This window comes from Frondihabitans sp. OV104 (genome assembly GCF_057787745.1).
Genome location: NZ_CM173541.1, coordinates 652366 through 677300, shown reverse-complemented (window position 1 = coordinate 677300; position 24935 = coordinate 652366). Strand labels below are relative to the sequence as shown.

Sequence of the window (24935 nt, the reverse complement as noted above, 5' to 3'; positions counted from 1 at the left end):
TCAGCTCGAGTACGCGCTGTTCTCATGCACGTAGTCGTGCGTGAGATCGTTCGTCAGGATCGTCGCCCGTGACTGACCCGCGTGCAGGTCGAGCTCGATGCGGAGCGCGCGGGGGGTCATGTCGACCTCGGTCACCGGGCGGTCGGGAGCACCCTCGGCGCAGAGCCGGACGCCGTTGAACGACACGTCGACGTCGTACGGGTCGAATACGGCGCTCGTCGTGCCGATCGCCGCGAGCACGCGTCCCCAGTTCGGATCGTTGCCGAAGACGGCGGCCATCAGGAGGTTGCTCCGGGCCAGCGAGCGGCCGACCTCGACGGCATCCTCTTCGGTGACGGCGCCCGAGACGTCGATCGTGATGTCGTGCGAGGCGCCCTCGGCATCGCCCTGGAGCTGCGCGGCCAGATCGGCGCAGAGCTCGGTGACGGCGGCTGCGAGCTCGTCCGGTGACGGCGTGACGCCCGACTCGCCGCTGGCCAGGAGAACGACCGTGTCGTTCGTGGACATGCAGCCGTCGGAGTCGAGGCGGTCGAAGGTGACGCGGGTCGCCTGCCGGAGTGCTGCGTCCAGCTCTCGGGCCGAGGCATCGGCGTCGGTCGTCAGGACGACCAGCATCGTCGCGAGGCCGGGGGCCAGCATGCCGGCGCCCTTCGCCATCCCGCCGACGACCCAGCCGTCGCCGTGCACGACCGCCTGCTTGGGGTGGGTGTCGGTCGTCATGATGGCGGTGGCGGCAGCGAGACCGCCATCGGCCGTGAGCTCGGACGCGGCCGCCCTCGTGCCCGCCAGGACCTTGTCGCGGAAGACCTGGTCGCCGACGCCGATGAGCCCCGTCGAGCAGACGATCACGTCGCCCGCCGAGACGTCGAGCACCTCGGCTGCGAGCTCGGCCGTCTGGTGGGTGGTCTGGAAGCCGAACGGGCCCGTGAAGCAGTTGGCCCCGCCCGAGTTGAGGATCACCGCGCGGGCCTGGCCGTCGGCCACGACCTGCTGCGACCAGACGACGGGGTGCGCCTTCGCTCGGTTGCTGGTGAAGACGCCGGCGACTGCCGCGCTGCGACCCGTGTTGACGACGAGCGCCACGTCGGGCCTGCCCGTCGACTTGAGACCGGCTGCGACTCCCGCGGCCTGGAAGCCCTGCGCTGCTGTGACGCTCACGGGGCGACTCCGTTCATGGTGAGGCCGAGCGTCTCGGGAAGGCCGAGCGCGATGTTGGCCGACTGGACGGCGGCGCCTGCGGTTCCTTTGACCAGGTTGTCGAGCGCGCTGATCGCGACGAGGCGACCCGCGGCCTCGTCGACGGCGAGGCCGATGAGACAGGTGTTGGCCCCGACTGTGTCGGCGACGCGGGGGTACTCCCCCGCCGGGAGCACGTGCACGAAGGGCTCGTCGCCGTACGCGAGCTCGTAGGCGCGGCGGACGTCCGACTCGGTGACGCCGGGTGCGAGCTTGGCGGTCGTGGTCGCGAGGATGCCGCGCGACATCGGCACGAGCACCGGGGTGAACGACAGGCTCACGCGCGTGGCGCCGGCCACCCGGAGATTCTGCTGCGTCTCGGGGATGTGCCGGTGGCTGCCGCCCACGCCGTACGCAGAGGCGGAGCCCATCAGCTCGCTGGCCAGCAGGTGCGGCTTGAGCGACTTGCCGGCCCCCGACGGGCCCACGGCAAGGACGGCGACGATGTCGTCGGCCTCGACCAGGCCGGCCTCGACGGCGGGTGCCAGCCCCAGCGACATGGCCGTGACATTGCACCCGGGAACCGCGATGCGCTTCGTGCCCTCGAGCTCGCCGCGCTGCTTGCCCCCGCCGGAGTGGATGAGCTCGGGCATGCCGTAGCTCCAGGCGCCGTAGAACTCGCCGCCGTAGAACGCCGCCCAGTCCGCCTCGCTCGTGAGGCGGTGGTCGGCGCCGCAGTCGACGACCAGCGTCCCCTCGGGCAGCTCGGCCGTGATCTCACCCGACTTCCCGTGCGGCAGGGCGAGGAAGACGACATCGTGGCCCGCGAGGTTCTCGGCCGTGGTCGTGACGAGTGTCAAGTGCGCGAGGGATCGCAGGTGCGGCTGCGCCGCGAGGAGCGGCTGGCCGGCGTTCGTGAATGCGGTGACCGTGGTCACCTCGAATTCGGGGTGCTGACTGAGGATGCGGAGGAGTTCCCCACCGGCGTAACCGCTTGCGCCTGCAACGGCGACGGATAAAGGCATGCTTCTACCCTAATGTTCGACTGGACGATGACGGGGCGGCGGCGCCTCGCGACGGTCAGTCGCGGAGCGTCGCCCCGAATCGCTCGCCAGCGAGACGCACGGAGCCCTGCTTGGCCTCGGAGGCTTCGGCAGCGGTCAGAGTGCGGTCGGTCGCGCGGAAGCGCAGCGCGAACGTGAGGGACTTCGAGCCCTCATCGATGCCTTCGCCGCGGTAGTCGTCCACGAGGCGAGCATACTCGAGAAGCTCGCCGGCACCGGACACGACGGCCTCGAGCACCTCGCCGGCCGGGGCATCGGCCCCGACGACGAGCGACAGGTCTTGAGTCGCGACCGGGTACGCCGATATCGGCACCGGAGCCGGCTCCACCCGCGCCAGGGCCATGACACGGTCGAGATCGAGCTCGGCGACGACGACTCCGCGCGGCAGGTCGAGGTCGGCCGCCACCGCCGGCAGCAGCTCGCCGGCGACGCCGACGACCTCGCCTGCAACGATCAGCTCGGCCGTCCGGCCGGGGTGCAGCGAGACGTGGCGCCCCTGACGGACGCTCACCTCGGCCGCGACCTGGCGGACGGCGGTGCGGACATCGTCGAGCACGTCGGCTAGGTCGGCCGACTGGGCCGCCTGACCGGGCTGGCGCTCGACTGTAGAACCGGAGCGCAGGAACGCGAGATGCCTGGGCTGGCTCGGAAGGCCGGCATTCAGCGCCGCAAGGGTCTCGTCGTCGGGGCGGGCGGCGCCGGCGGGGATGAAGTCGGTCCCGGTCGAAGCGCCGGGCTTCACGTAGAAGACCGAGCCCGACTCGTACAGCGCCAGGTCGAGCAGGCCGCGCGACAGGTTGCGTCGGGCGGTGTCGAGCAGCCCGGGGATCAACGACATGCGCATCTCGGCGGCATCGGTGTCGAGCGGGTTGGCCAGCGTGACCGGCGTCGCCGCATCGGGGCCGTCGAGCACGGGCGAGAACGCGGCGTTGCGGGCGGGTGCGACGAAGGGGTACGCGAAGACCTCGGTGAGACCCGATGCCGCAAGGCCCGCCGAGACAGCGCGACGCAGCGACTGCTCGCGCGTCATGCCTCGCCCGGGAGGAGCGACAGGAAGGACAGACGGGATGCGGTCGTAGCCGGTGATCCGCGCGACCTCCTCGACGAGGTCGGCCGAGGTGAGGAGGTCGGGTCGCCAGGTCGGCGGGGTGACGGTGAAGCCGCCGTCGGCGGGCTCGACCGCGGCGCCGATGGCCAGGAGGCTCTCTTCCACCTCGGCCGTCGTGTAGTCCACGCCCATCATGCGACCGGCGCGGTCTTCGGCGAGGAAGATCGCCGACGGCGCGATGGAGACGTCGTAGACGGAGCCGAGCGTGTCGGCGGTGCCGCCGGCGAGCTCGACGAGGAGCTGGACGGCGCGCTCGGCAGCGGGACGGCTGACCGCCGGGTCGACGCCGCGCTCGAAGCGGCGCGAGGCCTCGCTCGGGAGCTTCTGGCGGCGCGCGGTGCGAGCGATGCTGATCGGCTCGAAGGTCGCGGCCTCGACCACGACGTCGGTCGTGGTAGGCGAGACCTCGGTGCGCTCACCCCCCATGACACCGGCGAGGCCGATCGGGCCGTCGTCGTCCGTGATGAGGAGGTCTTCGACGTCGAGCGCGCGGTCTCTCCCGTCGAGAGTGGTGAGGTGCTCCCCCGCGTTCGCGCGGCGCACCGTGAATCCTCCGGCGACGGTGGCCAGATCGTAGGCGTGCAGCGGCTGGCCGGTCTCGAGCATCACGTAGTTGGTGATGTCGACGGGCAGGCTGATCGAGCGGATGCCGGCGAGGCGGAGGCGCGAGCGCATCCACGGCGGTGTCGGGCGCGACGCGTCGATGCCGCGGACGACCGCGGTGATGAACGTGCTGACTCCGGCGCTGCCGCGGACTGGTGCCCCGTCGGCGACGTCGACGCGGAAACCCTGCCGGGCGACGGGCGACTGCGCGTCAGCCGGATCGCGGTACGCGGCTCCGGTCGAGTGCGAGTACTCGCGGGCGACGCCGCGGATGCTGAACGCGTAGCCGCGGTCGGGCGTGACGTTGATCTCGACGGCGGCGTCGTCGAGCCCGAGCAGCGGGATCGCGTCGGTGCCGACCTCGGGATCGAGACCCAGGTCTTTCAGCAGGAGGATGCCGTCGTGCTCCTCGCCGAGACCGAGCTCGCGCGTCGACGCCATCATGCCGTCGGACACGTGGCCGTACGTCTTGCGCGCGGCGATCGGGAACGGCCCGGGCAGCACGGCGCCGGGCAGGGATACGACGACCTTGTCGCCGACGGCGAAGTTGTGGGCGCCGCAGACGATGCCGCGCACGTCGGCCTCGTCGCTGGCGTGGTCCGGGCCGACTGCGATGCGGCACCAGTTGATGGTCTTGCCGTTCGACTGCGGCTCGGGCGTGAACTCGAGGACCTGCCCGACGACCAGGGGACCGGTCACCTCGGAGAGGTGCACGTCTTCTTCTTCGAAGCCGACGGCGACGAGGGCCTCGTGGACGTGCTCGAGCGTGACGTCGTCGGGAAGGTCGACGTACTCGCCGAGCCAGGAGAGAGGGACGCGCATCAGACCACCATTCCGAACTGCTCACTGAAGCGGACGTCGCCCTCGACCATGTCGCGCATGTCGTTCAGATCGTTGCGGAACTGAAGCGTGCGCTCGACACCCATGCCGAAGGCGAAGCCCTGGTACTCGTCGGGGTCGAGACCCGCCGAGCGGAGGACGTTGGGGTTGACCATCCCGCAGCCGCCCCACTCGACCCAGCGGGCACCGCCCTTGGCGTTCGGCTGCCAGACGTCCATCTCGGCGCTGGGCTCGGTGAAGGGGAAGTAGTTGGGGCGCAGGCGAATCTGCGCGTCGGGGCCGAACATCTGGCGCGCGAGGTGCTCGAGGGTGCCGCGGAGGTGCGCCATCGTGAGACCGCGGTCGATGGCGATGGCCTCGATCTGGGTGAAGACGGGCGTGTGCGTGGCGTCGAGCTCGTCGGTGCGGAAGACGCGGCCGGTCGCGACGTTGTAGACCGGCACGCCCTTCCCGAGCAGCGTGCGGATCTGCACCGGCGACGTGTGCGTGCGCAGGAGCAGGTGCTGGTCGACGGGCTCGACGAAGAAGGTGTCTTGCATGGCGCGGGCCGGGTGGTCGGCGTCGAAGTTGAGGGCGTCGAAGTTGAACCACTCGTGCTCGAGCTCCGGGCCGTCGGACAGCTCCCAGCCCATGGCGATGAAGATGTCGGCCATCTTCTCCTGCAGGAGGCTCAGCGGGTGACGGCTGCCCTGGGCACGACGGACCGGCAGCGCCGTCACGTCGATCCGCTCGGACTCCAGGCGCGCGGCCTCCTCCACAGCGGCGAGGGCCTCCTCGCGTGCGGCGACCGCCTGGTTGACACGGCCCCGGGCCGCGCCCATCAGCCTGCCCGCCGATGCCTTCTGGTCGTTCGGCAGAGAGCGGAGGCCGCCGTTCATTCGCGCAAGCGTCGACTGCTCGCCGGTGTGCTCGCCGCGCACCGTCTTCAGCTCGGCGACGGTCGAGGCCGCCTCGACGGCCGCAAGGGCCGCGGTGACGGCGCTCTCGACGGTGGATTCGGTGATGGCTGGCGTGTCTGACACGAGAAGCAAGCCTACCGAACGGGGGCAGACGGTCGGTTCAGTTCCTGCCCCCGTTCTGTGAGGAGTCGGATCACGCGGGCCGTCGTCGTGATGAAGCCCCGACGCGCCTCGTTCGCCGCGACCCGCATCATGCGCCAGCCGTCGTCCGAATCGGGCCGATTTGCGACAAAGATCGCACTCTCGGCGGGAGGCGCGCCGGCGCTAGCTGCGCTGCGCGAACGCGCTCTCGTAGAGGCAGACGGACGCGGCCGTCGCGAGGTTCATGCTCTCGGCGTGGCCGTAGATCGGCACGACGACAGCCCGGTCGGCTTTGGCGAGGTCCTCGTCGCTGAGGCCGCGGGCCTCGTTGCCGAACAGCCAGGCCGTCGGCGCGGCGAGGATGCCCTCCTTGCGCGCTTCCAGGAGGTCGCCGCCCTTGACGTCGGCGGCCAGCACCTGAAGCCCCGCCTGCGTGGCCAGCGCCAGCACGGCCGGCAGCTCGATGCCGACGGCCACGGGCACGTGGAACAGCGAGCCGGTGGTCGCTCGCACCACCTTCGGGTTGTACAGGTCGACGCTGCGGCCGGTCATGATGACGGCGTCGGCTCCGGCGGCGTCGGCCGCGCGGATGATGGTGCCCGCGTTGCCGGGGTCGCGCACTTCTTCGAGGATCGCCACGAGGCGCACCTCGGAGTCGCCGAAGATGTCTCTCACGCTGGTCGGGAACTGGCGGCAGACCGCCACGAGGCCCTGCGGCGTGACCGTGTCGGCCATCGTCGCGAGGACGTCCTCGGAGACGAACTCGATGTCGACGCCAGCGTCGACCGCAGCCTGCGCAAGCTCCGTGTAGCGCTCGAGCGCCGTCGGAGTGGCGAAGAGCTCGACCACCAGCTCGGGCCGGAAGGTCAAGGCCTCCGTGACGGACTGCGGGCCTTCCAACAGAAAGAGCCCGGTCTGGGACCGGGCATCTCTCTTGGCCAGTTTGGCCACCGCGCGCACTCGGGGCGAACGCGGGTTGTCGATCATCTGGTTGCTGGGCACGGATGCAATCCTGCCTCAGACACGCAGATAATTACGCAGCGTCGACCTTCGGGGCCGACGTGTCGGCGGGAAGGGCCGCCTTCGCGGTGGCGACGAGGCCGGCGAAGGTGGCGGGCTCGTTGACCGCGAGGTCGGCGAGCAGACGACGGTCGACCTCGACGCCGGCCAGGGCGAGGCCCTGGATGAGTCGGTTGTAGGTGAGGCCGTTCGCACGCGACGCGGCGTTGATGCGCTGGATCCAGAGGCGACGGAACTCGCCCTTCCTGGCGCGGCGGTCGCGGTACGAGTAGACGAGCGAGTGAGTGACCTGCTCCTTGGCCTTGCGGTACAGGCGCGAACGCTGACCGCGGTAGCCCTCGGCGCGCTCGAGGACAACGCGACGCTTCTTGGCGGCGTTGACCGCCCTCTTGACTCTTGCCATTTTCTTATTCCCTTACGTTCGCGCGGCTCAGCGGCCGAGAAGCTTCTTGATGACCTTGGCGTCGGCCGGAGCCAGCACCTGGTCCTGGTTCAGGCGGGCCTTGCGCTTGGCGCTCTTGACCTCGAGGTTGTGACGCATGCCGGCCTGCTGCTTCATGAGCTTGCCGGTGCCGGTGACCTTGAACCGCTTCTTGGAGCCGGAGTGGGTCTTCATCTTGGGCATAGTCGTTACTTTCTTCTAGGAACCACCCGGGATGGCCCGGGTGGCGCGAAGCGGGCCGGTGTTACTCGGCCGGTGCCTCGGTGGTCGTGGTCTCGGCGGCGGCAACGGGTGCCTCCGCAGGTGCGGGATGCTTGGGGGGCTTGTTGGCCTGCTTGCGAGCTTCGGACTCGGCTTTCGCCTCGGCCTTGTTCTTCAGCGGACCGATGACCATGACCATGTTGCGGCCGTCGATGGTGGGGTTGTTCTCGACAGTGCCCCACTCCTGCACGTCCTCGGCGAAGCGCTGGAGCAGACGGACGCCCTGCTCGGGACGCGACTGCTCGCGACCGCGGAACAGGATCATGGCCTTGACCTTGTCGCCGGACTGGAGGAAGCCCTCGGCGCGCTTGAGCTTGGTCTCGTAGTCGTGCTTGTCGATCTTCAGGCGGAAGCGAACCTCTTTGAGGATCGTGTTCGCCTGGTTGCGCCGGGCCTCCTTGGCCTTCTGCGCAGCCTCGTACTTGAACTTGCCGTAGTCCATGATCTTTGCGACGGGCGGCTTCGAGTTCGGTGCAACTTCGACCAGATCCAGGTCGGCCTCTGCGGCAAGGCGCAGAGCCATGGCGATGGGGACAACGCCCACCTGCTCGCCGGCGGGTCCGACAAGTCGGACCTCAGGGACGCGGATGCGGTCGTTGGTACGGGGATCGCTGATGCGGGGCTCCTCTGACTGAGTCAACACGCGACGGTTGGTCACGCGGGCGAAAGAGGAGCGGTCGATGCACGTCGGAACAGGCATCCACACCCTTGAAGCTGACCTCGCGTGCAATGCACGTGAAGATCGGGGTGACAACTACCCGGTAACCTGAGGTCGCGGGTGGGAGAGACTCCACTTTCAATACGGGCGCAGGCGCCCGTAGCCGTCCAGAAGCTTAGCAGAGAGAATGCCAGTGAGCCAGACCAACGCCGATCACGTCTCGCCCTACGACTCGATGGGCGACGGCGTCGACGAAGTCGGCGCCGAACGCGACATCGCCGAGGTGCCGGCCGTCGAGGTCATCAACACCGTAGCCGTCCACCTCCTCAGCGCCGCGGCCGTCAAGGTCGGGCTCGCCGACTCCCCCGACGAGCAGACCGACCTCGACGAGGCCCGCAAGCTCATCACCGCCCTGGCCGGCCTCGTCACGGCCGCAGCCCCCGAGATCGGCGACACCCACGCGCGGGCTCTTCGCGACGGACTGCGCAGCCTCCAGCTGGCGTTCCGCGAAGCCTCGCCGATCCCGGACGCCGTGGGGCAGGGGCCGGGCGAGAAGTACACCGGGCCCGTCAACTAGCGGCGACGACCTTGAGACCCAGGCTGTCGACGCGCTCCGCGATGACCGGGTCAAGGGCCCAGGCCTCCTGAAGTCGCTGGAGCAGGGCCGACAGCTCGGCGCGGTCGAGACCCGGTCGGAGCCCCAGCTGCACGACGACCTCGGGCCCCGTGAGCGCGGACGGTCCGGGCTGGGGCGCGAGTCCGACGGATGCGACTGCGGGCTCGAGCTCGACCGACGCGACGAACGCCCGGGCCACGTCGGGATCGAGGGCCGCCGGGACCCACGGCAGGTCCTGCGCAAGAGCCCAGAGTGCTGGTCTCCGCACGCCGAACTCGGTCTCCGAGCCGGGATCGAGCACCATCAGCTCGGTCGACTCCGCCGCCGCCGCGATGGCGATCCGGCGCGACTGCGCAGGAACTGGACGTGCGAACCTGTTCCACGCCTGGAGCGTCCGCACCGAGGTGAAGGCCGGCAGCACCGTGCGGCCGTCGGGGCCGGCCACGGTCACGATCGCGAGTTCCTGCGTCTTGTCGACCCGTACGCCGTGCTCGCCCGCGCCCTCGTCGCCCGCGTGCGCCAGGAGCGGGATGAGGAGGCGGGCGGCGCGCAGGGCGTCGAGCACCGCCGCCTCGTCGGCCTGCCCTGCGAGATGGGCTTCGAGCGCGGCCAGGAGGGCGGGGTCGGCTGATCCGTCGTCGCCGGCGTAGGCGGTGTCGTGCGCCTGGAAGGTGCGCCCCTCCCAGGGGTTCCCGGCGCTGTCGGCGCCGAGCGACCGGGCGAATCCGTGCGCCTCGGCCTGGTCGTGGCCGTGATCGAGCGGCTCGGCCATCAGTGCCCGGCGACGTCCAGAGCCGCGCCGAGCGTGAAGGCGCCCGCGTAGAGGGCCTTGCCGACGATGGCGCCCTCGAGGCCGTGCGGGACGAGCTCGCGGAGTGCGACCAGGTCGTCGAGGCTGGAGATGCCGCCCGAGGCGACGACCGGGCGGTCGGTGCGCTCCATGACCTGCTTGAGGAGCTCGATGTTCGGCCCCTGGAGAGTGCCGTCTTTCGTGACGTCGGTGACGACGTAGCGGGCGCAGCCGGCCTCCTCGAGGCGGGCGAGCACCTCGAACAGGTCGCCGCCTTCCTGCGTCCAGCCGCGCGCGGCCAGCGTCGTGCCGCGCACATCCAGGCCCACCGCGATGGCGTCGCCGTACTGGGCGATGACGTGGGCCGCCCACTCGGGGTTCTCGAGGGCGGCCGTGCCGAGGTTGATCCGCTTCACGCCGGTCTCGAGGGCCGCCTCGAGCGACGCGTCGTCGCGGATTCCGCCTGACAGCTCGACGTCGATGCCCTTGACGTGCGAGATGACGCGGCGGATGACCTCGCGGTTGTCGCCACGGCCGAAGGCCGCATCGAGGTCGACCAGGTGGAGCCACTCGGCGCCCTGGTCTTTCCAGTCGGCGGCGGCGTCGACGGGGTCGCCGTAGTTGGTCTCGGTGCCGGCCTCGCCCTGGGTGAGGCGGACGGCCTTGCCGTCGGCGACGTCGACCGCGGGGAGCAGCGTGAGGGCGGGAGTGCTGGTGAAGTCGGTCATGGTGCTTTCCGGTGTGGGTCGCCGCTCGCGGCGGCAGGCGCTAGAGGGTCTGGAGCCAGTTGGTCAGGAGGCGGATGCCCGGGGCGCCGGACTTCTCGGGGTGGAACTGCGTGGCCCAGAGCGGTCCGTTCTCGACGGCCGCCACGAAGGGCCCGCCGTGGTCGGCCCAGGTCACGAGCGGCGACTTGCGCGCGCCGTGGCCGTCGAGCGACCACTCCTGCGCGGCGTAGGAGTGCACGAAGTAGAACCGCTCGTCACGGATGCCCTCGAAGAGCATGGACTCATCGGGAGCGGACACGGTATTCCAGCCCATGTGCGGGAGGACGTCGGCCTTGAGCTCGTCGATCGTGCCCGGCCACTCCCCCAGGCCCTCGGTGGTCTGACCCCGCTCGACGCCGGTCTCGAAGAGCACCTGCATGCCGACGCAGATGCCGAGGACGGGGCGGCCGCCGGCGAGGCGGCGGTCGATCTTCTCGGCGCCGCGCACCGACCGGAGCTGCGACATGACGGCGGAGAAAGCACCCACACCCGGGACGAAGAGACCGTCGGCCTTGGCCACACGGTCGCTGTCGGCCGTGAGCTCGACCTCGGCTCCGGCCAGCTCGAGCGCCTTGATGGCGGAGTGGACGTTGCCGCTGCCGTAGTCGAGGACGACGACGCGGGGGCGGGCCGCGCCGCTCGGAGCCGTGCGGGCAGTGGACTCGGCGGCTTCGGCAGACCCTCTGGCATCGGCCTGAGCGTCGGTCACAGCGCACCCTTGGTCGACGGAATGCCGTCGACACGCGGATCGGGCTCGATGGCGGCGCGGAGCGCACGGGCGAACGCCTTGAACTCGGCTTCGGCGATGTGGTGCGGGTCGCGGCCGCCCAGCACGGTGATGTGCACCGTCAGGCCGGCGTGGAAGGTGATCGCCTCGAAGACGTGGCGCACCATGCTGCCGGTGAAGTGACCGCCGATCAGGTGGAACTCGAAGCCCTCCGGCTCACCGGAGTGCACCAGGTACGGGCGCCCGGAGACGTCGACGACCGCCTGGACGAGCGCCTCGTCGAGCGGGACGAGCGCGTCGCCGTAGCGGCGGATGCCCGTCTTGTCGCCGAGGGCCTCGCGGAGGGCGGTGCCGAAGGTGATGCCGATGTCTTCGACCGTGTGGTGCACGTCGATGTCGGTGTCGCCGGTCGCCTTGAGGTCGAGGTCGATCAGCGAGTGCTTCGACAGGGCCGTGAGCAGGTGGTCGTAGAACGGCACCGAGGAGTCGATGCGCGAGGTGCCCGTGCCGTCGAGGTCGAGGGATAGGTCGATGCTGGACTCGCTCGTGGACCGCGAGACGGTAGCCGTGCGCGCGGCGCTGTCGGTGCTCATGCTCCGAGCCTAATGTCGCGCATGGCGTCCAGGAACGCGGTCGTCTCGGCCTCGGTGCCCGCGCTCACGCGGAGGTGGCCCTCGATCGCGAGGTCGCGCACGATGATGCCGCGCTCGAGGAGAGCCTCGAAGACGGCGTGCGGGTCGTCGACGCCGCCGAACAGCACGAAGTTCGACCAGGTCGGCCACGCGTGGTACCCGAGCCCGGTCAGCGTCTCGACCATGCGGTCGCGCTGGGCCTTGATGTCGTCGACCATGGCGAGCATCTCGTCGGAGTGACGGAGCGCCGCGACCGCCGCCGCCTGGGTGAGCGACGACAGGTGGTACGGCAGGCGCACGAGACGGAGGGCGTCGATCGCGACCGGGTCGGCCGCGAGATAGCCGACGCGGGCGCCGGCGAACGCGAACGCCTTGCTCATGGTGCGCGAGACCAGCAGGCGCGGACGCCCCTCGAGCAGCGTGACCGCGCTCGGCCGGTCGGCCGGCATGAACTCGGCGTAGGCCTCGTCGACCAGGACGATTCCGCGCGCCGCGTCGTAGGCCGCTTCGATCACGTCGAGCTCCATCGGGGTGCCGGTCGGGTTGTTCGGCGCGCAGAGGAAGACGACGTCGGGGTCGGTGCGCTCGATCTCGGCGCGGACCGTCTCGGGCGAGAGCGTGAAATCGGCGTCGCGCACGCCCTCGACCCACTCGGAGCCGACGCCTCGCGTGATGATCGAGTGCATGGAATAGGTGGGCGGGAAGCCGAGCACACGACGACCAGGGCCGCCGAACGCCTGCAGAATCTGCTGGATGACCTCGTTCGAGCCGTTCGCCGCCCAGATCTGGTCGGCGGTCAGGCCGTGGCCGAGGTACGCGGCGAGGGAATCGCGCAGAGTCGTGAACTCGCGGTCGGGGTAGCGATTGACCTCGAGCACGGCGGCCGCGACCGACTCGACGATGTCTCGCGCCACGTCTTCCGGGATGGGATGCGTGTTCTCGTTGACGTTCAGCGCGACGCGCACCTTCTTCTGAGGGGCGCCGTAAGGCGACTGACCACGGAGGTCGTCGCGGAGGGGCAGGTCGTCGAGAGAAATGGCCACGAGGCTATTTTACGGGGGTCGCGACATGTGTTGCGCCCGGTACCGGGTGTCCTTAGACGAGGACGAGGTGCTCGCTCACAAGGCATTCGAGAGCGAGTTGCACGCGCTGCAAGGAACTGCTCGGCGCGGCGTGCGCTCATGAAGGATCGCTGCCGCCGAGATCCTTGCGAAGCCCCGCCAAGCACAGCACGCGCGCAGAAGCGCCGCCCCGCGAGTGCGGGACGGCGCCGGGCGACGGTGCTCGAGAAGCCGACCGCGTAGATCGAGCTGCCTAGTTCGAGCTGCCTGGTTCGAGCTGCCTAGTTCGAATACTTCGTCGGGATCGCAAGCGACTGACCCGGCATGACCTGCGTGCTCGACAGGTTGTTGAGCGAGACGATGTCGGAGATGACGTCACGCGGATCGGCAGTCGGGGCCACATCTTCGGCGACCTGCCAGAGCGTCTCACCAGCCGCCACGGTGACGTGGTCGAAATGGACGTCGCCCGCTTGGCCGGTGGCGACCGCGCCGCCGCCCGTCAGAACGAAGCCGGCGATGATCGCGACGGCGGCGAGGAGGACGGCGATCGTGAGGACGACGCGACCCCGAGCGGTGATGCGGAGGTGGGAGACGGATGCGGTGCGGGTCGCGGGAGCTGCCGTGGGGAAGGCGGTGATCGTTGCGCTCATGATGCGTACCTCTCTTGTCGATTCTGTCGAGACGACTTGGCTGTGGTCTTCGTGCCAGGCCGCCGGCCGGGGCCGCCTGACACGAAGAGGTGTTCCGAAGAACACTTCCGAACATATCTTCGATTAACACCGATTTCAAGAGGCTCTAGCCGAAAATCGCAGAAAAACCACGCGACACACTCGAACATGTGTTTGTTCTGCTCATTTCGACCGGATACAGTTTCGATCGGTGGGATCAGTAGAACAGCAGCCACCGACATTCGAGAGAGGTGGGCGCGTGCCCGAGGCAACGACTACAGAGGCTGGGCCCGATCCCCGTGCCCGAAAGCCCCTGACGGCGAAGCAGAACCTGATCCTGACGGCCATCCGCGCCTCGATCGCCAGCCGCGGCTATCCGCCGAGCATGCGCGAGATCGGCGACGCCGTCGGCCTCGCCTCCCTCTCCAGCGTCACTCACCAGCTCAACCAGCTCGAGCTCGCCGGTGCGATCCGCCGCGACCCCAACCGGCCCCGCGCTCTCGAGGTGCTCCTCGAGGACCCCGACAAGGTGGTCCCCGAGCCGACGATCGTCCGCTACGACGATGACGACAACGTGACCGCTCGCGTGCCCCTGGTCGGACGCATCGCCGCAGGCATCCCGATCACCGCCGAGCAGCAGGTCGAAGACGTCATGCCCCTCCCCCGCACCCTCGTGGGCAAGGGCGAGCTGTTCATGCTCAAGGTCGTCGGCGAGTCCATGATCGACGCCGCCATCTGCGACGGCGACTGGGTCGTCGTCCGTCAGCAGGGCAACGCCGAGAACGGCGAGATCGTCGCGGCGATGCTCGACGACGAGGCGACGGTGAAGGTGTTCCGGCAGCGCGACGGTCACACCTGGCTGCTCCCGCGCAACTCCAACTTCGAGCCGATCATGGGCGACCACGCGCAGATCCTCGGCAAGGTCGTCGCCGTCCTGCGGTCTCTGTAGGGGCCCGACGGGGCGGAGCCGCCCGAGAATGCCGAATGGCCGCAGGAAGTTCCTGCGGCCATTCGGGTATCAGGGGTGCGTCTCAGTTGGCGAACTCGCGCAGGGGCGCTGCGTCCTGCGGGTAGACCTTGGCCGTGACGCGCGTGCCCTCGGGGAGGTACTCGACGTCGACGACCGTGCCGATCTCGTGGATCCGCGCGATGACCTCGCCTCGGTCGTACGGAACCAGCAGATCGAGCTCGACCTCGGGCCGCGGCAGGAGCTCCGCGAGCGTGGCACGCAGCTCGTCGATGCCCTCACCGGTGCGGGCCGACACGAAGATCGCGTCGGGCACCATCCCGCGCAGCACGAGCCGCTGGCTCTCGTCGACCAGGTCGCTCTTGTTGAAGACGACGACCTCGGGGATGTCTCGCCCGTCGACCTCCGAGATGACCTCGCGGACCGTTGCCAGCTGCGCAGCCGGGTCGGGGTGCGAGCCGTCGACGACGTGCACGATGATGTCGCTGTCGTGGACCTCCTCGAGCGTCGAGCGGAAGGCCTCGACCAGCTGATGCGGAAGGTTGCGCACGAAGCCGACCGTGTCGGCGTACGTGAACGGACGGCCGTCGTCGGTCAGCGACTTGCGCACGGTGGTGTCGAGGGTCGCGAACAGGGCGTTCTCGACCAGGACTCCGGTGCGAGTCATCCGGTTGAGCAGGCTCGACTTGCCGGCGTTGGTGTAGCCGGCGATCGCGACGCTCGGGACCGCGTTGCGCGTGCGGTTGGCCCGCTTCGCCTCGCGTGCCGGCTTCATCTCTTTGATCTTCTTGCGCAGGATCGCCATCCGGGTGTGGATCCGACGTCGATCGAGCTCGATCTTCGTCTCACCCGGACCGCGCGAGCCCATTCCGTTGCCGGCGCCGACCTGGCCACCGGCCTGGCGCGACATCGACTCACCCCAGCCGCGGAGCCTCGGGAGGAGGTACTCGAGCTGCGCGAGCTCGACCTGCGCCTTGCCCTCGCGGCTCTTGGCGTGCTGGCTGAAGATGTCGAGGATCACGGCCGTCCGGTCGATCACCTTGACCTTCACCACGTCTTCGAGCGCACGACGCTGGCTCGGTGCCAGCTCGGTGTCGGCGATCACGGTGTCGGCACCGAGTGCCTGCACAGTGGCCTTCAGCTCGAGCGCCTTGCCCGATCCGAGGTACGTCGACGGGTCGGGGTTCGGCCGGCGCTGCAGGAGGCCGTCGAGCACGACGGCGCCCGCGGTCTCGGCCAGGGCGGCGAGCTCGCGGATCGAGTTCTCGGCGTCCTGGAGCGACCCCTGCGAGTACACGCCGATCAGCACGACGTTCTCGAGCCGCAGCTGTCGGTACTCGACCTCGGTGACGTCTTCGAGCTCGGTCGACAGACCGGCCACACGCCGGAGCGCCTGGCGGTCGGCGACGTCGAGCTGCTCGCCGTCGAAGCTCTCGTCGCGGCTGGTGCCCGCACCGGAGAGCCCTTCGGTCTGGATCGCCTGGGCCGGAGCGAACACGCTCAGACCAGCCCTCGACGACGCGTTGCTCAGGATGCGGTCGACGACGTCGTCGCTCTCCTCGCGCGGCGCATCGGTGCTGGTGTGCTCAGTCATTGCAGTCACATTAGACCTTTCAGGTTCGATAATCTGTGGGGATGGCCAGCGAGCACTACTTCTCATCGCAGCCGTCGAGTGAGCTCCGACCGCGTGAGATCACGGTCGAGCTCGCCGGGCGCGAACTCTCTCTGGCGACCGCCGCGGGCGTCTTCAGTCCGGGGCGGATCGATCCGGGCACCGCAGTGCTTCTCGGATCCATGCCGACGCCACCGCGCGACGGCACTTTCTTGGATGTGGGTTGTGGATGGGGGCCGATCGCTCTCACGCTCGCGCTGCGCTCGCCCGAAGCCGAGGTATGGGCCGTCGACGTGAACGAGCGTGTACTCGAGCTTCTCCGCGAGAACGCGAAGCGGGCCGGGCTGACGAACGTGCACGCCGTGCTGCCGGGCGACGTGCCCGACGACCTCGTCTTCGACGGGATCTGGTCGAACCCGCCGATCCGCGTCGGCAAGCAGGCCTTGCACGACATCCTGTCGGCGTGGCTGCCGCGTCTCGGCATCGACATGGAGGCGTACCTCGTCGTCGCGAAGAACCTCGGAGCCGACTCGCTCCAGCGCTGGATCGCCGACGAACTCGGCCCGGTCGTGGAGATCGAGCGGGATTCGACGTCGAAGGGCTACCGGATCTTGCGGGCTACGCGGCTGGCCTGACGAGGCGCTGGCGTGACGAGCTGCTGGCCTGACGACTTGCTGGCCTGACGCGCCGAGTGTCGCGGTCGGGACTGTTCGCTTGATACGAACTGGTGCAGGAACTGCACGGGGAGACTTCGGTCTCAGATGGAGAACTTCATTGTGCGAGTTTAGCGGGTCGGCGGCGCTGAGGCCAGGGGTGGGCGGTGGCTGGGTCGCGCCGGCGGGGTCGGTGGTGGCGGGGTGCGAGTTCCTGCGCCCGCGGTCGGGGGTGCGTGTCGGCGCGGGAACCCGCCGAAGCGGCGCAGCCCCGCCGCAACCGCGGCGGGATCGAGCCGGAACGGCGGGTACGACGCCGCCGGGGCCCACCCCGACCCAGCAGAGCCCTCCGAAACGGCACAGACCCGCCGCAACCGCGGCGGGATTGAGCCGGAACGGCGGGTACGACGGCGCCGGGGCCCACCCCGACCCCACAGAGCCCGTCGAAGCGGTACAGCCCCGCGGCAATCGCAGCGGGATCGAGCCGAAACGGCGGGTACGACGCCGCCGGGGCCACCCCGACCCCACGGAGCCCTCCGAACCGGCACAGGCCCGCCAGGCAGCCGGCGGGATCGAGCCGAAACGGCGGGTGCCACGCCGCCGGGCCCGCCCCGACCCGGCCGAACCCGCCGAAGCGGCACAGCCCCGCCAGGCAGCCGGCGGGATCGAGCCGAAACGGCGGGTGCAGCCCCGCGTCAGATCGCGAGCTCGCCGGTGAACACCAGCTCGGCGGGGCCGCTCAGCGAGACGTGCTCGCCGTCTTCGGTCGCGAACATGCGGACGCCGACCGTGCCGCCGGGGACGTCGACGCGCCACTGGTCGGGCGCGCTGTCTCCGGCGTAGTACCGGACGGCCAAGGCGGCCGCGGCCGCGCCCGTGCCACACGAGAGGGTCTCGCCTGAGCCGCGCTCGTGAACGCGCATCGAGATGCGGCCGACCCCGTCTGCGACGAGCGGCTCGGCCGGGACGACGAACTCGACGTTGGCGCCGGCGGCGGGGACCGGGTCGAGGACGGGGATGACGGTGAGATCGATACCGGCGAGCTCGTCGGCGGAGGCGAGGGCCACGACGACGTGCGGGTTGCCGACGCTGAGGCCGAGGCCGGGTCGCGCTGCGTGGAGGTCGCGGGCGCGCACCTCGGGGTGGTCGTCGGAGAGCGACCAGCGGCCCAGGTCGACCTGGAAGCCGGCGCGGTTCAGCTGGACGTCACGGACACCGGCGCGGGTGCCGATCGACAAGGTCTCCCCGGGCTCGAGCGTCGCCAGACCCTGCTCGAGGAGGTAGGCGGCGAAGACGCGGATGCCGTTGCCGCACATCTCGGCAACGCTGCCGTCGGCGTTGTGGTAATCCATGAACCACTCGGCCTCGGGCTCTTCGGCCAACGTGGCCGCCCCCTCGGGGTGGCTGGCGCTGCGGACGGCACGGATGACTCCGTCGCCGCCGACTCCGAAGTGACGGTCGGCCAGCGCGCGGATGCGATCGGGCGTCAGGTCGAACGTTCCGTCGGGGTCGGCAAAGAGCACGAAGTCGTTGCCCGTGCCCTGCCCTTTGGTGAAGCGGACGACGGTGGGGATGGTGGCGGTGGTGGTCACCCGGTGAGTGTATCGGCGACCGCTGACACGGCGCTGGCGAGGTCGCCACGGCTCTCGACCCAGGTCACGCGCGGGTAACGCTTGAACCAGCTGACCTGGCGTCGGGCGTAGCGACGGGTCAGCTGCTTGGTGAGGTCGCGAGCCTCGGTCTCGGTCAGCTCGCCGCGAATCTCGGCGATCGCCTGCGCGTAGCCGATGGCGCGCGAAGCCGTGACGCCCAGCGCGGGGCCCTCGGCCAGCAGTCCCTCCACCTCGGCGACGAGGCCCTGCCGCCACATGTCGTCCACGCGACCGTCGAGGCGCTCAACCAGCACGTCGCGGTCGTCGCGGAGCCCGACAAACGCGGCAGGACGCCAGAGCGGGGCGTCTTCGGGAAGCCCCACGGCGAAGGGCTCGCCCGTGATCTCGCCCACCTCGAGGGCTCGCACGATGCGGCGGGCATTGTGCGGGCCGATGGCGAGGGCGGCAGCGGGATCACGCTCCTTCAGGAGGTCGTACGCCGCTCGGGTCCCCCGCTCGGCAGCCAGCCGCTCGTAGCGCTCGCGTACGACCGCGTCCGTGCCCGGGAAGCGGAAGTCGAACACGGCGCCCGAGACGTAGAGCCCGGACCCGCCGACCAGGATGGCGACCGCCCCGCGCCCCAGGATCTCGTCGACGACGTCGCGCGCCCGCCGCTGGTACCACTCGACGCTCGCCTCGTCCGAGACCTGGAGCTCGTCGAACAGGTGGTGCGGGACTCCGCGGCGCTCTGCCTGCGGAAGCTTGGCCGTGCCGATGTCCATCCCCCGGTACAGCTGCATCGCGTCGGCGTTGACGACCTCGGCGCTTCGGCCCCTGCGGCCCAGCTCGTCGGCCAGGTCGAGGGCGAAGTCCGACTTGCCGGTGCCGGTGGCCCCGACCACCACGGCGAGGTCGGGATGCTCGGAGTCCGTCACGCCCTAGGCGAGGTCGGCCGGGCGACGCTCGCCGTCGAGTGCGTCGTAGATCGGAGTGGTCACGGCGGCGCCCTCACCGGTGCCGCCCGCTCTCGTCGGGGCCGGGACTCCGACGCGCAGCGTGGGCAGGCCGAGCGACACACGGGCCGGAGCGCCGGAGGCGGTCGCAGCGCCCGCGGGCGTCGTGACCGCTGGCACACCGCAGGAGGCGGCCTGGGCGGCGTCCCAGGCGTCGCCCGCGCGGGTCCGGCGCACCTCGTAGATCGAGCCGTCGGGCTGGTCGGCGAGGAGGTAGAACGGCTTCGCCTCGGTGATGCGGACGCTCACCATGTCGCCGGGACGCGGCACGTCGCCGCCCTCGGGAACCTCGAAGTGCACCAGGCGCGAGTCGGCGGCGCGGCCCGAGAGGCGATGCGTCGCCGTGTCTTTGCGCCCTTCGCCGGTCGCGACGAGCAGCTCGACGAGAGCGCCGACCTGCTTCGCGTTCTCCTCGGCGCTGATCCGGTCTTGCAGGGCGGTGAGCCGCTCGAAGCGCTCCTGCACGACCTCCTTGGCGATCTGGTCGGGCAGGTCGGCCGCGGGCGTGCCGGGCCGGATCGAGTACTGGAACGTGAACGCCGTGGCGAACCGCGACTGCTCGACGACGCGGAGGGTCTCTTGGAAGTCCTCCTCCGTCTCGCCGGGGAAGCCGACGATGATGTCGGTGCTGATCGCCGCGTTCGGGATCTCGGCGCGCACCCGGTCGAGGATGCCGAGGAACTTCTCGCTCCGGTAGCTACGGCGCATGGCCTTGAGAATCCGGTCGGAGCCCGACTGCAGCGGCATGTGCAGCTGCGGCATCACCGAGGGGGTCTCGGCCATGGCGTCGATGACGTCGTCGGTGAAGGCCGCCGGGTGCGGACTGGTGAAGCGGATGCGCTCGAGGCCGTCGATCTGGCCCGCGGCGCGGAGCAGCTTGGCGAAAGCGCCGCGGTCGCCGAACTCGACGCCGTACGAGTTGACGTTCTGCCCGAGCAGCGTGACCTCGACGGCCCCGTCGTCGACGAGGGCCTGGATCTCGGCGAGGATCTCGCCCGGGCGGCGGTCCTTCTCCTTGCCGCGGAGCGACGGGACGATGCAGAACGTGCAGGTGTTGTTGCAGCCGACCGAGATCGACACCCAGCCGCTGTAGGTCGAGTCGCGCTTCGTGGGCAACGTCGACGGGAACACGTCGAGCGACTCGAGGATCTCGAGCTGCGCCTCGTCGTTGTGGCGTGCTCGCTCGAGCAGCGTCGGCAGGGCACCCATGTTGTGAGTGCCGAAGACGACGTCGACCCACGGCGCCTTGTCGAGGATCACCGACTTGTCTTTCTGGGCGAGGCACCCGCCGACGGCGATCTGCATGCCCTCGTGAGTCCGCTTCGTCTTGGCCAGGTGGCCGAGCGTGCCGTAGAGCTTGTTGTCGGCGTTCTCGCGGACTGCGCACGTGTTGATGACGACGATGTCGGCCTCGGCTCCGTCGGCCGGAACGTAGCCGGCGGCCTCGAGCGAGCCGCTCAGGCGCTCCGAGTCGTGCACGTTCATCTGGCACCCGAAGGTGCGCACCTCGTAGGTGCGGGGCGCGGGGCTCGCCGCTGCCCCGGTGGTGGTGGCTGCTGATGCAGCGCTGGCCGCTGCGGCGCTGGCTTCGAGGACCGTCGACATAGTCCCCCAGTGTAATTCGGGATTCGCAGGCCGAGCACCGGTCGCCTCGTGGGGCCTACGCCGCACGGCCCGGCCGTGGCGCTCCCGCGTCGCCTCCGGCCGTGCCACTGAGCGCCGTCGCGCCGCGCACGACCGCCGGCGCACGCTCGGCGCCGCCGGCCCCGCCCCCGCCAGGGGCTACTCGAAGCGGACGCCGCCCCGTGACGAGCCACCGCGTGGCAGCGCCTTCTCGACCGCACGGCGGATGACCTCGGACCGGTAGCCACGTCGCATCAGGTAGCCGTTGAGACGGCGCTCGGCGGTCGCCTGGTCGAGCCCGCGGAGCTGCCCGGCGCGCTTGCGCGCCCACTCGTCGGCCCGCGACTGCTCTTCGTCGTCGTCGATCTCGTCGACCGCGGCTTCGATGGCCTCCTGTGCGAGGCCCCGCTGACGCAGCTCGGCGGTGATGGCGCCCTTGCCGAGGCCCTTGCGGTCTTGCTTGGTGCGGACCAGGTTCTCGGCCAGCTCGGCGTCGTTCAGGAGACCGACTCCTTCGAGCCGCGCGATCTCCTCCTCCACGACCTCGTCGGGGAGGTCACGGGATCGGAGGGTCTTCGCCATCTCGGACGAGGAGACCCCGCGGCGCGACAGCGCGTGCATGCTGATGTTCTCGGCTCGGGCACGCGCGGCGTCGAGAGTCTCAGCGGGCTCGTCGTCCGACTCGTCGGCGTCGATCACGGCGGCGTCGATCTTGTCGGGGAACTCCGAGCCGGATCGGATGGGCTCGGACTGTGCGCGACCGGGGACGGCCCCGCCTTCGCGGCGCCCCACGGGGAGCGACGTCACGGCCGACAGGCGCTCGCGCGCCTCGGACTTCGCGGCGAACGCCTCGTAGGTCGGGAGGGGGCGGGCCTGCCCCGCGGCGTCGAGATCGGATTCGGCCGCGCGGGATCCTGCGCCCGAAACCGAGTCGAGGTCGTCGGGCGTCTCGTCAGCGTCAGCCGGCGTCTCGTCGCCGTCAGCCAGGGTCTCATCGGCGCCTGGGGCGGCGTCGTCGGCCCACACGGAATCCGCCCTGGCCCACGGGGAGCCTGCCGAGCCTTCCGGCACATCGGCGGCGCCATCGCGAGGACCAGCCTCGCCGGCGGGGCCGCGCTTCGAAGCACGGCCCCCGCCGAAGAGCGGCGTGACGGGAGCGAGGTCGTCGCCCCCGGTGGAGTCGGCGATGACTACGCGCCCTTGCGCTCGGCCAGCTTGCGCTGGGTCGCCGAGAGGGTCGGGGCGGCCGGCTCGCCGGATGCGGCGGCGGCAGCGTCGTTGGCTGCCTTGGCCGCGGCCCCGTCGGTGCCGACGCCGAGCTTCGCCAGGATCTTCTGCTCGATCTCGAGTGCGATCGACGCGTTCTGGAGCAGGAAGTTGCGCGAGTTCTCTTTGCCCTGGCCGAGCTGATCGCCCTCGTAGGTGTACCAGGCGCCCGACTTGCGGACGATTCCGTGCTCGACGCCGAAGTCGATCAGGCTGCCCTCACGCGAGATGCCGACGCCGTAGAGGATGTCGAACTCGGCCTGCTTGAAGGGCGGCGCCATCTTGTTCTTGACGACCTTGACGCGGGTGCGGTTGCCGACTGCGTCGGTACCGTCTTTCAGGGTCTCGATGCGGCGGATGTCGAGGCGGACGGACGCGTAGAACTTGAGCGCCTTACCGCCGGCGGTGGTCTCGGGGCTTCCGAAGAAGACGCCGATCTTCTCACGCAGCTGGTTGATGAAGATCATCGTGGTGCCGGTCTGGCTGAGGCCACCGGTCAGCTTGCGGAGAGCCTGCGACATGAGTCGGGCCTGGAGGCCGACGTGCGAGTCGCCCATCTCGCCCTCGATCTCGGCACGGGGCACGAGCGCGGCGACGGAGTCGATGACGACGAGGTCGATGGACCCGGAGCGTACGAGCATGTCGGCGATCTCGAGGGCCTGCTCACCGGTGTCGGGCTGCGACACGAGGAGGGCGTCGATGTCGACGCCGAGCTTCTTCGCATACTCGGGGTCGAGCGCGTGCTCGGCGTCGATGAACGCGGCGATGCCGCCGGCGGCCTGAGCATTCGCGATGGCGTGAAGGGTGAGCGTCGTCTTACCCGACGACTCGGGCCCGTAGATCTCGACGATGCGCCCGCGGGGAAGACCGCCGATGCCGAGTGCGACGTCGAGGGCGATCGACCCCGTGGGGATGACGGCGACGGGAGCGCGCTCGTCGCTGCCGAGGCGCATGACGGCGCCCTTGCCGAACTGACGATCGATCTGAGCGAGAGCCGTCTCGAGGGCCTTCTCGCGATCTGCAACTGAGGGCATGATGTCTCCTTCTCGGTCGTCGCGCGGACGGCCGGGGTCGTCGCCGTCGAGCGATGCTCGTCGACGTCAGTCGGTGCGCCTATAGGCTGTCGCGTCTGCCCGGGCCGGTGGTACAAGGCCAGGAGGTGTTCGACAAGGCTCAGGGGAAGCGCTGTTGCCGAGAACGTTACGGAGAGCCACCGACACTCGAAGCGCCGCTCAGCCATCTGTGGAGAACCCGGCACCGGAGCGCCCCTGTGGAGGAGAGGCTAGCACCCGACCGAACACATGTTCGAGTCGCCGGCGCGGCGTGTCGACCTCCGAAATTCAAGGAGATTTTGGCCGTGTAAGCCCAACCCGCGGCCATCGCAGGCCACGCCGGCGAAAATCTCCTTGAATTTTTGGGACGCGGGCGGGCAGGAGGCCAGGCGGGGCGGGCAGGAGGGCGGAGCGCCGGCGGCGCGGACTACGGGCGCGGCTTGGGCAGCCCGACGCCGTAGCGGCGCGACTCGGGCACGTTCTCTACCTCGCATAGGGCCAGCCACACGTCGCGCGGGTCGTCGCCCCGACCGATCGCCTCGTCGGCCGACACGCTGCCGAGCGCCGCCAGCACGACGTCGCGCGTCACGACCCGGCCGTACCCTTCGCCGAACTCGTCGACGACCGCTCGGGCGAACTCACTCTTGCGCACGCGTCGAGGCTACCCGCGCAACGCCGACCCCGAACGCAACGCGACCTGAACGCGCCGAACCCGACCCCGGACGCACGAATGCCCCGGCCGACAGGCCGGGGCATTCGTGTGACTCGCGGAGAGCTCTAGCGGACCGCGAGGTCGGCGTCGAACTCGGCGACGAGGTCGTCGGGGAGCGTGTCGGGAACGGGGCTGAGCCCCTCGAGGACCGCCATGCGGTCACCGACCTCACGCATGATCGTGGAGATGGGCGTCTCGAGAGCATCCGCTACCGAGGCGAGGATCTCAGAGCTGGCCTCTTTTTGGCCACGCTCGACCTCACTGAGGTAACCGAGCGCGACACTGGCCTTGGATGCGACCTGACGAAGCGTGCGGCCCTTTTGCAGGCGGAAGTCACGAAGGACGTCACCGATTTCTTGACGTACGAGAACCATAGGACCCTCCTCCTGAGGACGACCCACCGTGATCGGAGTACCAGGTGGGTAGGTGCAACTGTAATCAGCAATGTCTGGATGTGCCGTGCGACCTGAGAGATGTAACAGGACTGAAACCCGCGCTATTCCCTGAACCGCTCGACCATCCGCTGAAGTGCTGCAAGTGATTCGGCGACTGTAGCCGATCGGATTGCCTGGCGGTCACCCTCCAGTGCGAGGGGTACCACTTCGACATGATTCTCCCAGGCGATACCCACGTAGACGGTGCCGACGGGCTGGCCGTCCTGGGGGTCGGGGCCGGCGACACCTGTCGTCGCGATTCCGAACGTGGGCCGGGCGTGGGCGATGGTGAGGCGTTCTCGGACACCCGTCGCCATGGCCGCCGCGACGTCGGGGTGGACCGCGCCGTGCTCGGCGAGGAGAGCCGCGGGCACCCCGAGGAGCGAGTGCTTGACCTCGGTCTGGTAGGCCACCACTCCCCCGGCGACGACGCTGGAGGCGCCCGGCACGGAGACGAGCTCGGCGACGAGCAGGCCCCCGGTGAGCGACTCGGCGACGGCGACGGTGAGTTCCTGCGCCCGAAGAGACGCCATGAGGT

General features: G+C 70.1%; 26 protein-coding genes. 3 read left to right on the top strand and 23 right to left on the bottom strand.

Features of this window, described 5'->3' with window-relative positions; genetic code table 11:
* From argJ to infC, 8 genes are all read right to left on the bottom strand, one after another.
* Positions 1-1158 carry a bifunctional glutamate N-acetyltransferase/amino-acid acetyltransferase ArgJ gene (gene argJ, locus AC3CBB_RS03250; protein ID WP_488625970.1) on the bottom strand — a complete coding sequence of 386 codons (1158 nt, stop codon included), beginning with the start codon at positions 1156-1158 and terminating at the stop codon, positions 1-3.
* Complete coding sequence (argC, locus tag AC3CBB_RS03245; protein WP_488625969.1) at positions 1155-2201, bottom strand: N-acetyl-gamma-glutamyl-phosphate reductase; 1047 nt, start codon at positions 2199-2201, stop codon at positions 1155-1157. The genes argJ and argC overlap by 4 nt, the downstream gene beginning before the upstream one ends.
* A 55-nt stretch (positions 2202-2256) precedes the next feature.
* Positions 2257-4773, bottom strand: coding sequence for a phenylalanine--tRNA ligase subunit beta (pheT, locus tag AC3CBB_RS03240; protein WP_488625968.1), 2517 nt, complete (start codon positions 4771-4773; stop codon positions 2257-2259).
* A complete protein-coding gene (gene pheS, locus AC3CBB_RS03235) occupies positions 4773-5813 on the bottom strand; it encodes a phenylalanine--tRNA ligase subunit alpha (protein ID WP_488625967.1) in 1041 nt (346 codons plus the stop codon). Before pheS ends, pheT begins: the two co-directional genes overlap by 1 nt.
* A gap of 201 nt (positions 5814-6014) precedes the next feature.
* Positions 6015-6818 carry a TrmH family RNA methyltransferase gene (locus tag AC3CBB_RS03230; RefSeq protein WP_488626702.1) on the bottom strand — a complete coding sequence of 268 codons (804 nt, stop codon included), beginning with the start codon at positions 6816-6818 and terminating at the stop codon, positions 6015-6017.
* Positions 6819-6864: 46 nt separating this feature from the next.
* A complete protein-coding gene (gene rplT, locus AC3CBB_RS03225; protein WP_123505957.1) occupies positions 6865-7254 on the bottom strand; it encodes a 50S ribosomal protein L20 in 390 nt (129 codons plus the stop codon).
* Between the two features lie 27 nt (positions 7255-7281).
* Entirely contained in the window at positions 7282-7476 is a 195-nt protein-coding gene (gene rpmI / locus AC3CBB_RS03220) for a 50S ribosomal protein L35 (RefSeq protein ID WP_055962484.1), read from the bottom strand.
* A 61-nt stretch (positions 7477-7537) separates the two neighbouring features.
* Entirely contained in the window at positions 7538-8194 is a 657-nt protein-coding gene (gene infC, locus AC3CBB_RS03215) for a translation initiation factor IF-3 (protein WP_488625966.1), read from the bottom strand.
* A 253-nt stretch (positions 8195-8447) separates the two neighbouring features.
* Between infC and AC3CBB_RS03210 the strand changes: the two genes are divergently transcribed.
* Positions 8448-8789, top strand: a complete 342-nt coding sequence (locus tag AC3CBB_RS03210; protein ID WP_123506489.1) for a DUF1844 domain-containing protein — start codon at positions 8448-8450, stop codon at positions 8787-8789.
* Here the strand turns inward: AC3CBB_RS03210 and AC3CBB_RS03205 are convergent.
* The 6 genes from AC3CBB_RS03205 to AC3CBB_RS03180 all read right to left on the bottom strand — a co-directional run bounded on the left by AC3CBB_RS03205 (position 8782) and on the right by AC3CBB_RS03180 (position 13455).
* A complete protein-coding gene (locus tag AC3CBB_RS03205) occupies positions 8782-9600 on the bottom strand; it encodes an SseB family protein (RefSeq protein WP_488625965.1) in 819 nt (272 codons plus the stop codon). The two genes, AC3CBB_RS03210 and AC3CBB_RS03205, sit on opposite strands and share 8 nt — an antisense overlap.
* Positions 9600-10346, bottom strand: coding sequence for a bifunctional 1-(5-phosphoribosyl)-5-((5-phosphoribosylamino)methylideneamino)imidazole-4-carboxamide isomerase/phosphoribosylanthranilate isomerase PriA (gene priA, locus AC3CBB_RS03200; protein ID WP_488625964.1), 747 nt, complete (start codon positions 10344-10346; stop codon positions 9600-9602). Before priA ends, AC3CBB_RS03205 begins: the two co-directional genes overlap by 1 nt.
* Before the next feature lie 40 nt (positions 10347-10386).
* Entirely contained in the window at positions 10387-11094 is a 708-nt protein-coding gene (gene hisH, locus AC3CBB_RS03195) for an imidazole glycerol phosphate synthase subunit HisH (protein WP_488625963.1), read from the bottom strand.
* Positions 11091-11705 (bottom strand): imidazoleglycerol-phosphate dehydratase HisB, encoded by a 615-nt coding sequence (gene hisB, locus AC3CBB_RS03190; RefSeq protein WP_488625962.1) that lies wholly within the window; start codon positions 11703-11705, stop codon positions 11091-11093. Before hisB ends, hisH begins: the two co-directional genes overlap by 4 nt.
* Entirely contained in the window at positions 11702-12787 is a 1086-nt protein-coding gene (locus AC3CBB_RS03185) for a histidinol-phosphate transaminase (RefSeq protein ID WP_488625961.1), read from the bottom strand. The genes hisB and AC3CBB_RS03185 overlap by 4 nt, the downstream gene beginning before the upstream one ends.
* A gap of 299 nt (positions 12788-13086) precedes the next feature.
* Positions 13087-13455, bottom strand: coding sequence for a LysM peptidoglycan-binding domain-containing protein (locus tag AC3CBB_RS03180; RefSeq protein WP_123505964.1), 369 nt, complete (start codon positions 13453-13455; stop codon positions 13087-13089).
* Positions 13456-13732: 277 nt separating this feature from the next.
* Here AC3CBB_RS03180 and lexA point away from each other — a divergent pair, with 277 nt between their 5' ends.
* On the top strand, positions 13733-14422 hold the full coding sequence (gene lexA, locus AC3CBB_RS03175) for a transcriptional repressor LexA (RefSeq protein WP_488625960.1): 690 nt from the start codon (positions 13733-13735) through the stop codon (positions 14420-14422).
* 82 nt (positions 14423-14504) lie between these two features.
* On the opposite strand, the gene hflX is transcribed toward lexA, so the two are convergent.
* Positions 14505-16034 carry a GTPase HflX gene (gene hflX / locus AC3CBB_RS03170; protein ID WP_123505966.1) on the bottom strand — a complete coding sequence of 510 codons (1530 nt, stop codon included), beginning with the start codon at positions 16032-16034 and terminating at the stop codon, positions 14505-14507.
* Positions 16035-16075: 41 nt separating this feature from the next.
* Between hflX and AC3CBB_RS03165 the strand changes: the two genes are divergently transcribed.
* Positions 16076-16687, top strand: coding sequence for a class I SAM-dependent methyltransferase (locus AC3CBB_RS03165; protein WP_488625959.1), 612 nt, complete (start codon positions 16076-16078; stop codon positions 16685-16687).
* Positions 16688-17400: 713 nt separating this feature from the next.
* Here the strand turns inward: AC3CBB_RS03165 and dapF are convergent.
* The 8 genes from dapF to AC3CBB_RS03125 form a co-directional block, all read right to left on the bottom strand.
* The gene (gene dapF, locus AC3CBB_RS03160; protein ID WP_488625958.1) at positions 17401-18297 is read right to left on the bottom strand and encodes a diaminopimelate epimerase; all 897 of its coding nucleotides are present in this window, start codon (positions 18295-18297) and stop codon (positions 17401-17403) included.
* On the bottom strand, positions 18294-19232 hold the full coding sequence (gene miaA, locus AC3CBB_RS03155; protein WP_488625957.1) for a tRNA (adenosine(37)-N6)-dimethylallyltransferase MiaA: 939 nt from the start codon (positions 19230-19232) through the stop codon (positions 18294-18296). The genes dapF and miaA overlap by 4 nt, the downstream gene beginning before the upstream one ends.
* Positions 19233-19235: 3 nt before the next feature.
* Positions 19236-20915 carry a tRNA (N6-isopentenyl adenosine(37)-C2)-methylthiotransferase MiaB gene (gene miaB / locus AC3CBB_RS03150; RefSeq protein WP_488625956.1) on the bottom strand — a complete coding sequence of 560 codons (1680 nt, stop codon included), beginning with the start codon at positions 20913-20915 and terminating at the stop codon, positions 19236-19238.
* Between the two features lie 177 nt (positions 20916-21092).
* Positions 21093-21959: a regulatory protein RecX gene (locus AC3CBB_RS03145; protein WP_488625955.1), complete on the bottom strand. Its 867-nt coding sequence runs from the start codon at positions 21957-21959 to the stop codon at positions 21093-21095.
* Positions 21960-22123: 164 nt separating this feature from the next.
* A complete protein-coding gene (gene recA / locus AC3CBB_RS03140) occupies positions 22124-23233 on the bottom strand; it encodes a recombinase RecA (protein ID WP_488625954.1) in 1110 nt (369 codons plus the stop codon).
* 445 nt (positions 23234-23678) lie between these two features.
* Complete coding sequence (locus tag AC3CBB_RS03135; RefSeq protein ID WP_123505970.1) at positions 23679-23903, bottom strand: DUF3046 domain-containing protein; 225 nt, start codon at positions 23901-23903, stop codon at positions 23679-23681.
* A gap of 125 nt (positions 23904-24028) precedes the next feature.
* A complete protein-coding gene (locus AC3CBB_RS03130) occupies positions 24029-24337 on the bottom strand; it encodes a helix-turn-helix domain-containing protein (RefSeq protein WP_123505971.1) in 309 nt (102 codons plus the stop codon).
* 122 nt (positions 24338-24459) lie between these two features.
* Complete coding sequence (locus AC3CBB_RS03125; RefSeq protein ID WP_488626701.1) at positions 24460-24930, bottom strand: CinA family protein; 471 nt, start codon at positions 24928-24930, stop codon at positions 24460-24462.
* Positions 24931-24935: the final 5 nt, after the last annotated feature.